This window comes from Clostridium sp. CX1, from assembly GCF_025398335.1.
Taxonomy (GTDB): Bacteria; Bacillota; Clostridia; order Clostridiales; family Clostridiaceae; genus Clostridium_AM; species Clostridium_AM tanneri.
In genome coordinates this window covers 1-12,084 of record NZ_JAODOO010000004.1, presented here as the reverse complement: position 1 = coordinate 12,084, position 12,084 = coordinate 1, and the positions used below count along the sequence as shown (strand labels likewise).

At 32.0% G+C, this 12,084-nt stretch carries 12 protein-coding genes; 8 read left to right on the top strand and 4 right to left on the bottom strand.

Annotated elements, in window-relative coordinates; all coding sequences use genetic code 11:
- The first annotated feature begins 123 nt into the window (after nucleotides 1–123).
- Complete coding sequence (locus tag N4T77_RS05205) at nucleotides 124–327, top strand: cold-shock protein (RefSeq protein ID WP_261670692.1); 204 nt, start codon at nucleotides 124–126, stop codon at nucleotides 325–327.
- A gap of 192 nt (nucleotides 328–519) precedes the next feature.
- On the top strand, nucleotides 520–1,161 hold the full coding sequence (locus N4T77_RS05200) for a lactate utilization protein (RefSeq protein WP_261670691.1): 642 nt from the start codon (nucleotides 520–522) through the stop codon (nucleotides 1,159–1,161).
- A 73-nt stretch (nucleotides 1,162–1,234) separates the two neighbouring features.
- Here the strand turns inward: N4T77_RS05200 and N4T77_RS05195 are convergent, their stop codons facing one another.
- Both N4T77_RS05195 and N4T77_RS05190 read right to left on the bottom strand, forming a co-directional pair.
- Entirely contained in the window at nucleotides 1,235–1,891 is a 657-nt protein-coding gene (locus N4T77_RS05195) for a DUF4397 domain-containing protein (RefSeq protein ID WP_261670690.1), read from the bottom strand.
- A gap of 116 nt (nucleotides 1,892–2,007) precedes the next feature.
- Nucleotides 2,008–2,481: a DUF4883 family protein gene (locus N4T77_RS05190; protein ID WP_261670689.1), complete on the bottom strand. Its 474-nt coding sequence runs from the start codon at nucleotides 2,479–2,481 to the stop codon at nucleotides 2,008–2,010.
- A 117-nt stretch (nucleotides 2,482–2,598) separates the two neighbouring features.
- Here N4T77_RS05190 and N4T77_RS05185 point away from each other — a divergent pair, with 117 nt between their 5' ends.
- Both N4T77_RS05185 and N4T77_RS05180 read left to right on the top strand, forming a co-directional pair.
- On the top strand, nucleotides 2,599–3,435 hold the full coding sequence (locus tag N4T77_RS05185) for a Cof-type HAD-IIB family hydrolase (protein WP_261670688.1): 837 nt from the start codon (nucleotides 2,599–2,601) through the stop codon (nucleotides 3,433–3,435).
- A gap of 21 nt (nucleotides 3,436–3,456) precedes the next feature.
- Entirely contained in the window at nucleotides 3,457–3,732 is a 276-nt protein-coding gene (locus N4T77_RS05180; protein ID WP_261670687.1) for a metal-sensitive transcriptional regulator, read from the top strand.
- Between the two features lie 61 nt (nucleotides 3,733–3,793).
- Here N4T77_RS05180 and N4T77_RS05175 read toward each other — a convergent pair whose 3' ends face one another.
- Nucleotides 3,794–4,258, bottom strand: coding sequence for a threonine/serine exporter family protein (locus N4T77_RS05175; protein WP_261670686.1), 465 nt, complete (start codon nucleotides 4,256–4,258; stop codon nucleotides 3,794–3,796).
- 3 nt (nucleotides 4,259–4,261) lie between these two features.
- On the bottom strand, nucleotides 4,262–5,026 hold the full coding sequence (locus N4T77_RS05170; RefSeq protein ID WP_261670685.1) for a threonine/serine exporter family protein: 765 nt from the start codon (nucleotides 5,024–5,026) through the stop codon (nucleotides 4,262–4,264).
- A gap of 268 nt (nucleotides 5,027–5,294) precedes the next feature.
- Here N4T77_RS05170 and glyA point away from each other — a divergent pair, with 268 nt between their 5' ends.
- The 4 genes from glyA to N4T77_RS05150 all read left to right on the top strand — a co-directional run.
- On the top strand, nucleotides 5,295–6,530 hold the full coding sequence (gene glyA / locus N4T77_RS05165) for a serine hydroxymethyltransferase (protein WP_261670684.1): 1,236 nt from the start codon (nucleotides 5,295–5,297) through the stop codon (nucleotides 6,528–6,530).
- A gap of 158 nt (nucleotides 6,531–6,688) precedes the next feature.
- Nucleotides 6,689–6,928, top strand: coding sequence for a hypothetical protein (locus N4T77_RS05160; protein ID WP_261670683.1), 240 nt, complete (start codon nucleotides 6,689–6,691; stop codon nucleotides 6,926–6,928).
- Nucleotides 6,929–7,150: 222 nt separating this feature from the next.
- Nucleotides 7,151–10,993, top strand: a complete 3,843-nt coding sequence (locus N4T77_RS05155; RefSeq protein WP_261670682.1) for a phosphoribosylformylglycinamidine synthase — start codon at nucleotides 7,151–7,153, stop codon at nucleotides 10,991–10,993.
- A gap of 263 nt (nucleotides 10,994–11,256) precedes the next feature.
- On the top strand, nucleotides 11,257–12,084 hold an 828-nt coding region (locus tag N4T77_RS05150), incomplete at its 3' end, for a hypothetical protein (RefSeq protein ID WP_261670681.1).

The following is a 12,084-nucleotide window of genomic DNA, read 5'->3' as shown; positions in this document are numbered from 1 at the left end:
GTATTATTTAAAAGGTTTTGTAAATAATACTACTGTCATTATTTAAAAGTTTATTAAATGACTGCTATTTCAAGATTGATTTTTAGACAATGACATAAATAACATATTTGGAGGTTTGTTTTAATGTTAACAGGTGTAGTAAAATGGTTTAATGATGAAAAAGGATATGGATTTATATCTGGAGAGGATGGTAATGATGTATTTGTTCATTACTCTGCTATAAAAGAAGAGGGAAAAAGAAAGAACTTAAATGAAGGAGAATCTGTTAAGTATGATGTAGTTCAGGGAGATAAGGGCCTTCAAGCCTCAAACGTTCAGAAAATATAAGGGGAATTAGTAAATGAGTACTAATTCTATGCTTATTCTATAGATTAGTTAACTAAATTAAGAGACAATTCATTGAATAAAGGTGTTTTTAGAAGTTTCACTTCTAAAAACACCTTTATTTTTTCAATGATTGAAAATATCCATTTAATTTTTTATACTATATATAGGTATAAAAACTAAGGGGGAATTAGTATGGACAAAAATACTGAATGGGTAATGGAGCAAAAAGTCAAAAGAACTATAGAAAATTTAGAGAAAAACAACATGGACGCCTACTTTGTTCAAGATGAAAAAGCACTAGTAGAAAAAATATCTGAATTTGTTACAGATGGAGATACAGTATCCGTAGGAGGTTCAATGACTCTTTTTGAAACAGGAGTTATTGAATTTTTAAGAAAAGGGAAATTTAATTTCTTAGATAGGTATAAGGAAGGGTTAACTGCTGCAGATACTAAAGATATTTTCAGAAAAAGTTTTTTAGCAGATGCCTATTTTGTAAGCAGCAATGCTGTAACAGAAAAAGGTGAATTATATAATGTAGATGGAAATGGGAATAGAGTTGCAGCTATGCTGTATGGTCCTGATAAGGTAATAGTAATTGTAGGTGTGAATAAAATAGTTAAAGATGTGGATGAAGCTATTAAAAGAACAAAAGGCTGTGCCGCACCAGCTAATACTAAGCGTCTAAATAGGAATACACCTTGTACAAAAGTTGGTTATTGCGTAGAGTGCAGTAGTGATGAAAGAATTTGTAATGATTACGTATTAATGAGAAGACAAACTCAAAAGGGAAGAGTAAAAGTTATAATAGTAGGAAAAGAATTAGGATATTAATTTTAAAATTGTAGTGTTGTATTAAAGGGAACTACCGAGCAAAGTAGTGGATAGTTCCCTTTAATACTGCAGGTTAATGCAGGTAACTGTTTCCGTCAAGAGGAATTAAAAATTGTAAACCAGGTGATTTAGATGCAAAACCAACGGCATATATAGTGTAAAATCTATTTGGAACTAGCCTAATATTAGGTACCGTCAATACTATGTTATTAGTGCCAGCTATTCTCATTTGTAGAGTATATGTGCTTGCATTAACATTTATATATCGCTCAATTTCTTTATAAGCTACGTCGCTAAATAGTTTTGTACCATTTGGAAGAGTTATATCTACATTTGGGGCATCTGGTGATAAATGAACGAATCTTATAGAAGCTTTTCCAGGGGTTATTGGTATACGTGGATCCTCTATTGGCAGTAAACTGATATCCGAAAGTTCTCCTATAACAGCAACAGTATAAATTCTTCCGTTAGGTATAAATATATTAGTATTAATAACAGGGTTTACTGTAGTTCCTGCAGGAAAGACTTTTATGTTATATAATCCACCGCCAGGTAATGGTATATACTGAGAAAATCCTCTATAGCTTAGATTTCGGAATACTGGAGAATTATTTACATATACGTCCACTGCTGGAGCATTTGGACTTGCATGAAGTACTCTTACATAGGTATCCGGGTCTGGATTTCTGTATTGCTTCTTAAGTCTTGGTAAGTATGGACAATTAAACATTAATATATCACCCTTTAAAAATAATTCTAATAATATTAATATATGTTACTATTTAACCTATGACACAATTTAATATTAAAATAAAAAAATATTTGTTAAGTAGATATACATTTGTTTTAGTTGAAAATATATTTGCACAGACTAAATAGGTTTAAAGAAACTGGTGTGCTGCTCATATCAATGTAGTCCATTGGATAACTACCATCCCAAGGATAGATTGATATGTATTTTTCGCTGTATACATTAATTATAAGTTTCTCTTTACTAAAGGTAAGATAGATTTTGTAAGAAGGTTTATCTGGAAGATCCTTTGGCTTAGGTATAAAATTATTCTTATTAAAGGATTTTAGTAAATTTCTAATACTGTCTATGCTTTCCTTTTCAAGTTCTTTTTCTCTATAAAAGTTTGTGTTTAAGATTATTGCTTTGCAGGTTGATTCTAAAGTTAGATTTTTAGCTAAAATATTTGTGTAGTAGAAATTATTTGGTTTAGTTTTGTTAAAACTAATACTGTTTAAATTATAATTACACCCAATAAATAGGGTAGTTATAATAGTTAAAGTACCTAGAAAAAGCAATATTTTTTTCAATACATATCACCCTAATATAAATTATTCATAAATAACATTATGAAGTTAGGCTGAATTTTATTACTAAAATGAAGGTAACTTAGTATATAAAGTATTTGATGCTCAGGAGGTATAGGTTTGAAATATAAAATTATAGCAGTAGATATGGATGGGACACTTTTAAATGACAATAAACATATATCTGAATATAACTTAGATATGATTAGTAAAGCTGTTGAAAAGGGAGTAAAGTTTGTAATAGCATCAGGAAGAATACCTGGTGGACTAAAGTTTTATGAAGCTACAGTAGCAAAGAATCAGCCGATGATTTGCTGTAATGGAGCTATTATACTAGATGAACATAAGGCTGCTATTTATTCAAATAAACTGAATAAAGAAGAGCTTTTAAAGATTATAGATGTTTTAAGAGAAAGTAAGGATACCTACTATCACTTTTATAGTGAGGATATTATATACAGTGAACAGTTTGGTCATGCAATAGAAAAATTCTATAAGTTTAATAGGACTGTAGATAGAGAGCATAGAATTGAGATTAGGATAATAGGTGATGCAAAAGAATATGTTAATGAAAAGGAATTAGAGATTAATAAAATTGTAGTTATGGATAATGATTTGGAGTATCTGTCTAAGTTAAGAGAGAGATTAGATAACATTGAAGGAATAGAAACTACAAAGTCAGGTATAGATAATATAGAAATAAATAGTAAAGGAGTAACCAAAGGTACTGCTCTTAAGCTTTTAGCAGACCATTATGGAGTTTCTATAGAAGAATGCATAGCAATTGGTAACGATGAAAATGATATCAGCATGATTAAATGTGCTGGCTTAGGGATTGCGGTACAAAATGCTACAGAATATGTGAAAGAAACAGCAGATTTTATTACTGAAAGAGATAACAATAATGGAGCGATAGCAGAGGTTATAGAGAGGTTTATATTAAGTGGTGAAGAATAGCAAGATTAGGAGTGATAACTTATGGAAGAAGTAAAAGTAGTATCAAAAAAAGATATTCAAACTAGGCTAAGAAGAATAGAGGGACAGATTAAAGGTATTGAGAAGATGGTTGAGGGGGATGTTTGTTGTAAAGATGTCCTAATTCAGGTTGCAGCAGTAAGAGCAGCCATTAATAAGGTAGGAGCATTAGTTCTAGAGAACTATGCAAAGACCTGTTTAATTTGTGGAGATGGTGAGAAGACACCAGAGGAAAAAATAGAAGAATTAGTATCAACTCTTACTATGTTCTTAAAGTAAATGAAGACAAGAGACGACGCAAGTTAGTATAACATTTCTTAACTTACGTCGTCTTTATTGACTAGTTACTTCTTGATTTATTAAATTTTGATTTTAATTTAACCCTAAATAAAACCATAGTTTTAGATATTGAAGATACCAAGAAAACTGTTACTGCTACAGTACCTGCAATGGCAATAGTTTGAATACCTAAGGCTAAGGATGAATTTATATTACCTTGTACTGTTTCATACATGGTATAATACATGCCACCTCCTGGAACTAAAGGGATAATTGAGGATATAATAAAGGTAGTTACAGGAGCTTTAAGAACCCTAGCCATAATTTCGGAATAGGCTGAGGCAAAAATGGAAGCAATAAAAAAACAAAAAGTATTGGGAATATGCAAATAAGAAGAAGTAAATAAATAGAGAAACCAGGTAATACCGCCGCCTAAAGATGCAAAGATCAAGTTTTTACCTCTTATATTAGCTAAAATGCTAAAAGATAGCGTAGCAATGAATGTGTATATAGAACTTAATATCATATTTTAACCCTCCAATAAAAGAAACCAAATCTTCATTGTAGCTCCTGTTCCTACGGCAATGGCAATAGCTATCAAAAAGGCTTCAACACCTCTAGAAATGCCAGCAATTAAATCACCGGCTATTGTATCTCTGATAGCGTTTGTTATAGCAAGTCCAGGAACAAGAAGCATAATTGATCCAATAATAATCTTATCTGCATGAGCACCAATACCAAGATGAACACTTAATAAAGCAACTAAGGCTGCCAATGCACCACATAAGGTGTTGACGAAAAAATCGTTGGTTTGTAAAAAACCTAATAATGTAGATGTTGATTTAATTAAACAACCTATAATAAAGGATACAAAAAAATCTCTTAAATTTCCTCCAAAAACTAAGGCAAAGAAAGCGGCAGTTATCCCTGAGAACAGTATATTTACCTTTATACTATAGGATTTGGAGTTTTCGACTTTATGAAGCTCACTCTCAATATATTCTAAGGTAAAGCCTTTATTTTTTATATTTCTAGATATATCGTTAACTTGAGAGATTTTCTCTAAATTTAGGCTTCGTTTTTTTATTCTTTTAATGATAGATATATTTTGACCATACTCGCTAGAAGCAGATACGATTATAGCTGTAGGAGTGGCAAAGGGCTCTACAATTTTAATATTATAAGCATTACATATTCTTATAATGGTTTCTTCAACTCTATAAATCTCTCCACCGTTTTCTAATATAATCTTACCAGCATAAGTAGCTATATTTAAAACTCTACTAATATCCATACTATATTCTCCTTTATATTTAGTCTAAAACTTACTTTCATCAAATTACTCATCAAGTATTATAACATAAAAAATTCATAATAAAATATGAATTGATTACTTTTAAACTTAACTTTTTAAACTATAATATTTGTTATTATTTATAAAGAAAATATTTAGGCATTACCTGCATAAATTGCAGGAAAAACTCTATAATTTAATATGGAATAAAATATTTTTAAGCTTAATAAATAGCTGAAAATACATTTAGTAAAAAGGGGTGTAGATAGTGAATTTTGAGAATTTAGAAATTATTGATAAGGATATTTTTGAAGTAATTGAGAAGGAAAGGTTAAGACAGGAAGAAGGTATAGAATTAATTGCTTCAGAAAACTTTACTAGTAAGGCTGTAATGGAGGCTATGGGCTCCTATTTAACAAATAAGTATGCAGAAGGGTATCCTGCAAAACGATATTATGGTGGATGCCATATAGTAGATATTGCAGAAGATCTAGCAAGGGATAGGATGAAAAAACTATTTAATGCAGAGTATGCAAATGTTCAACCTCATTCAGGTTCTGGTGCTAACATGGCGGTATATATGACTGTACTAAAGCCAGGAGATACAGTTTTAGGTATGAATTTAGCTCACGGTGGTCACTTAACCCATGGAAGTAGCGTAAGTTTTTCTGGAAAGCTGTACAATTTTATCTCTTACGGAGTTAGTGAAGAGACAGAGAGAATAGATTACGATGAAATGAGAAGATTAGCTTTAGAGAATAAACCTAAAATGATAGTATCTGGCGCTAGTGCTTATCCTAGAGAAATAGATTTTAAGAGAATAAAGGACATATGTGATGAGGTAGGAGCTTATATGATGGTTGATATGGCACATATAGCAGGATTAGTTGCTGCAGGAAAACATATGTCTCCTGTACCTTATGCAGATTTTGTTACTACAACAACGCACAAAACTCTTCGTGGTCCAAGAGGAGGAGCAATTCTTTGCAAAGAAAAGTATGGAAAAGATTTAGATAAAACTATTTTTCCAGGAACTCAGGGGGGACCTCTAATGCATATAGTTGCTGCTAAAGCTGTATGTTTTGGAGAGGCTTTAACTGATGATTACAAAGAATATATAAACCAAGTAGTTAAGAATTGCAAGATTTTAGCAGAGGAATTATTAAACTATGGATTTAGGTTAGTTACAGGTGGCACAGATAACCACCTAATATTATTAGATTTAACTAATAAAAATATAACTGGTAAGGATGCTGAAGAATTGCTAGATTCAGTAGGAATTACTGTGAATAAAAATGCAGTTCCTTTTGATAAACTTGGAGCAAATGTCACTAGCGGAATAAGAGTTGGTACTGCTGCTGTCACTACTAGAGGATTTAGGGAAGAGGAAATGAAAAAAATAGCCCATTTTATAAATTATGTAATAGAAAATAAAAATGGGAACTTATCAGATGTGAAAAAAGAGGTGAAGGAACTTTGCAGTAAATTCCCAATTTACAAATAAAATTCAGCTTAATAAATCTTTACTTCAAAAGACTATGTAAGTTACTAAATAAAAAAGCGTACCTGAATATTATTTGCCTTTGTAATAGTTTTTAAATATATCACATATAATTTACAAAAGTTATTTTCTAAAGATTAGAAAAAGGCGGGGATTAGTAAATGATAAAAAGGGGTAGCTGGATTGAAGTTGAAGACCTAGTGCATCTTTCTAAAGGTTTGACCGTTAAAATTTTTACTAGAGGATGTTGTCTAAGTGATTGTGATATTGGAGAGATGGTAGAGGTGAAAATTATTACAGGTCATGTGGCCAAGGGAAACGTTTCCAAAGATAGGCCTCTTTATAACTCTATTTCTAAATTAGGTAAGGACACAAGGGAAGTTCTAATGATAAGTACTTAGAAGAAAATAATATTAGCTCAAAATTTCTGTCATGTGGAAATTTTGGGCTAATATTATTTTGGTTCTGAAATTAATGTTCGGAGTTTATGGTTTGTGTGTATATTTTTTTAAATATATATATTTGCTATTTTTAAAAATATCCTTCTATGTTATAATATATACGAATGAAACAAAGGGTTTATTTAAAAATGTTCGTAAATTCTAGTATGGGGGGAAGTTTTAATGAAAAAAGCTGTAAGGAGACTACTAGTAGAAAAAAAGGAAGGAATGAATGCAGAAGCTGAAAACATTCTTAGGGACCTTAAAGAAAGTTTATCTATTAAAGAACTAGAATCCATAAGGATAATTAACAGATACGATATATCAGGTATAGAGGATGAGGAGTATGAAAGTGCAAAACATATAATTTTTTCTGAAAAGACAGTAGATAACATACATGAAGAAGAAATTAGTATAGAAAAAAATGAGAGAGTCTTTGCAGTGGAATACCTTCCAGGCCAATATGATCAAAGGGCAGACTCTGCATCTCAGTGTATCCAAATTCTTGCCCAAGGGGACAAACCCCAAGTTCTAACATCAAAATTATACATAATAAAAGGCAATATATCTGAAGAAGACTTTATCAGGATAAAAGACTATTGTATAAACACAGTAGATTCCAGAGAAGCTCTTTTAGAAAAAATAGAAGACTTAGAACTACAATTACAAACACCAGATTCAGTAGAGGTTTTAAAGGATTTTATAATATTTAGTGATGAACAACTTGAAGATTTCATGGAAAATAGACAGTTAGCTATGAGCTTTGAAGATATTAAATTATGTCAGAAGTATTTTAAAGACATAGAAAAAAGAAACCCAACTATTACGGAAATTAAGGTAATTGATACCTATTGGTCCGATCACTGCAGGCATACAACCTTTATGACAGAATTAGATAATATAGATATAGAACAAGGAAAGTTAGCCATTCCAATAAAAAAGGCCTATGAGGAATATCTAAGTATCAGAAGAAGCTTATATAAAGAGAAAGAAAAACCAAAGACACTTATGGATATGGCTACCATAGCTATGAAAGAGTTAAGGGGAAAAGGATTACTTGAGGATTTAGATCAGTCTGAAGAAATAAATGCTTGTAGTATTGTTGTAGATGCGGAAATTGATGGCAGCATAGAAAAGTGGCTTGTAATGTTTAAAAATGAAACTCATAATCACCCAACAGAAATTGAACCCTTTGGAGGTGCTGCTACTTGCCTGGGAGGTGCAATAAGGGACCCTCTTTCAGGAAGAGCATACGTATATCAAGCTATGAGGGTTACAGGAAGCGGTGATCCTAGGACAAATGTTGAAAATACGCTTCAAGGCAAATTACCACAAAAGAAAATAACTACAGAGGCAGCTCATGGATACAGTTCTTATGGAAATCAAATAGGATTAGCTACTGGACAGGTTGCAGAAATATATGATGAAGGATATGTGGCTAAAAGAATGGAAGTAGGTGCAGTTATTGCAGCTGCTCCTATGAAGAACGTTATAAGGAAAAGACCTATAGCAGGAGATACAGTGTTACTGGTAGGAGGAAGGACTGGAAGAGACGGTTGTGGTGGAGCAACAGGCTCATCTAAAAAGCATACAGAAAATTCAATACTGAGCTGTGGTGCGGAAGTTCAAAAGGGAAATCCAGTTATAGAAAGAAAAATACAGAGACTTTTTAGAAAAGAAAAGGTAAGTAGATTAATTAAAAGATGCAATGATTTTGGAGCTGGTGGAGTGTCTGTAGCAATAGGAGAGCTTGCAGAGAGTTTAAACATAAATTTAGATCTAATACCTAAGAAGTATGAAGGACTAGATGGTACAGAGCTTGCCATATCAGAATCACAGGAGCGTATGGCAGTGGTGGTAGCAAAGGAAGATGAAGAGAAGTTTATAGAGTACGCTAAAGAAGAAAATCTTGAGGCTACAACTGTAGCAGTAATAACCAATGACAGAAGGTTAAGAATGAATTGGAGAGGAAGCGATGTTGTAAATTTGAGCAGAGACTTTCTAGATACTAATGGCGTAAGAGGAAAGGCTGATGTGTTGGTTAAAGCACCAGAAGAGAGTAATAACTTCTTCGAGATCTTAAAAGGCAGATTAGGTTCTGATGTTGAAGGTAGGGAATCGAAAAATTTAAAGGAAAAGTGGCTTAATACTTTGAGTCAATTAAATATATGCAGTCAAAAAGGGTTAGTAGAAAGATTTGATAGTACAATTGGAGCTGGAACTGTATTAATGCCCTTTGGTGGAAAATATCAGTTAACACCAGCGGAAGGAATGGTAGCTAAGCTTCCTGTTCTAAATGGAGAAACTAAAACAGGAACTATTATGACTTATGGTTATAATCCGGACATAGCAAAATGGAGTCCATTTCATGGAGCAGTATATGCAGTAGTAGAGTCTGTAGCAAAGATTGTCGCTTGTGGTGGAGATGCGGGGGCAGTACGACTTACCTTCCAAGAGTATTTTGAGAAATTAGGAAAAGACCCTGTTAAATGGGGAAAACCTTTCTCAGCACTATTAGGTGCTTTGTATGCTCAGAGAGAGTTAGGTATTGCAGCAATTGGAGGAAAGGACAGTATGAGTGGAACTTTTAAAGATTTAGATGTACCACCTACATTAGTTTCCTTTGCTGTTAATCCAGTTAACGTAGATAAAGTAGTTTCTCCAGAATTTAAAAAAGCAGGTAGCAGAGTTGTAATCCTTCCAGTTCCTGTAGATGAATATCAGCTACCAAACTTTGAAGTTTTAAAGAAGAATTTATCTAAGATAACTTCAATGATTGGCAGAGGAGAAGTTTTATCAGCTTCCACTGTTAGAAGAGGCGGTATCTGCGAAGCTATAAGTAAAATGAGCTTCGGAAATAAGATAGGAATGAAGTTTGCAGATTATATAGAAGAGAGAGAATTATTTGCCCCTAAATATGGCTCCCTTATACTAGAGATAGCTAGTGATTTAGATTTGAAAGAAAGATTAAATAATATAGAATTTAAGGTTTTAGGAGAAACTCAAGAAAAGTCTTCTATAGATATAATGGAACTGACAATAGATATAGATGAGAACATTGAAGCTTGGCAAGATACTTTAGAAAATGTTTTTGGGACAAAAGTTAAGTCTCAAGGAGAGAAAAGTACTTTTATAGATACAAATATGGAATTTTATGACCTTGAAAAAGCACAATCGGTAAACAGCAGTAATAGAGAAAAGGTAAACTCTCCAGCAATTAAATTAGCTAAACCGAAAGTATTTATACCAGTTTTTCCAGGTACAAATTGTGAATATGATTCAGAAAGAGCCTTTCTAAAAGCTGGAGCAGAGGTAGAGATTATGATATTTAAAAACTTAAGGGCAAAGGATATAGAAGAATCTATAGATAGAATGGTAAGTATTATAAATTCCTCTCAAATAGTAATGTTGCCAGGAGGCTTTAGTGCTGGAGATGAACCAGATGGCTCTGGTAAGTTTATAGCTACTGTGTTTAGAAATCCGAAAGTAAAGGAAGCGGTTATGGAGCTTTTGAAAAATAGAGATGGATTAATGCTTGGCATATGTAATGGCTTCCAAGCACTTATTAAACTAGGCCTAGTTCCTTTTGGGGAAATAAGAGATATAGAGGAAGACTGCCCAACTCTTACCTATAATAAGATAGGAAGACACGTTTCAACTATGGTAAATACTAAAATAGTATCTACTATTTCACCTTGGTTTAATAAGGTAAGGGTTGGAGATATTCATACTGTGGCTGTATCTCATGGAGAAGGAAGATTTGTAGCTAATAAGGAGGTTTTAGATAATCTTATAAAGAAGGGACAAATAGCTACTCAATACGTGGATTTTAATGGTAATCCTACTAATGAGGTTAGATTTAATCCTAATGGATCTGTTTTAGCAATTGAAGGAATAACAAGTCCGGATGGAAGAGTTCTTGGGAAGATGGCACATTCGGAAAGAATAGGGGAAAATGTGTTTAAGAATATTACAGGTAGTAAGGAACAAAGGATATTTGAAGCTGGAGTGGAATACTTTAAGTAGAGTTTTTATAAAAATAATTTTTAAAGTAAACCGCTAAGGTACGAAAACATAACACTTAACATTTCCTATAAAGTACTGTAAAGAAGAACATTTAAATAGTTATATGAGTTACTTTGTAGTTATTGTGATAAAAGCACTAATAGTCTTATTTGTTTGAGGATTATTAGTGTTTTTATTCATGGAGAAAGTTTTAACTAATATCGGTAACCACTTCTCTAAAAGAAGCATAGGATAATATAATATTGCTGATTTAGGAGGATTTTATGGGAAAACATAAAAAGACTAATCTAGTTAGACAGAATAATTCTAATCTATCACAATCAACTGTAAAGCCTGAAGTAACCAATCCTAAAAGGAAAAAGAAAAGGATTATAGGAGAAGTTAAAGAAAAAAGACAAAAGAATGTTAAACACTTTTTGAAAGAAGACTTAACTTTTGAAGCAGCTATCTATAATGAGGATGTTCATTACTATAGTGATGGTCAGTGGAAAGACATAGATAACTCAATAATAGATGGTAAAGATGAAGAAAATAATGATGTATTTGAAAATAAAGAAAATGACATTAAAATCAAGATTGCTAAAAAGGTTAAGAATAAGAAATTAGTGACTATTAGAAAAGATAAATATGAAATATCTTGGGGTATTGATAAAGCTTCAAATTCTAATGGTAAAGTAAAAGGTAAAGAAAAGTTGAGATCTAAAAACGAGCATCAATCTAGAAATAGAAGTAGAGATAAAAAAGTCAAATATAGACAACAGCAAGATGAAGGCAAAATCATTGAAGCTGAAAATCTAAATAAACAAACTCTAAAAAACATCTCATCTACAGTAGAATTCCAAAATGTGTATCCCAATATAGATTTACAATACACAATAATTTCAAGTAATTTGAAAGAAAGTATAATTATTAAAAGTAAAGTAGATAACCCTGTATTTACTTTCAATTTGAATGTAAAAAATTTGGTGCCAAAACTTCAACAGGATTATTCAATAATATTTTATGATGACAAAGACACATCAATAGTTGTATTTAAAATTGATCCACCCTTTATGTATGATGGAACTGGAGAAACAAGTGAGGATATTAAG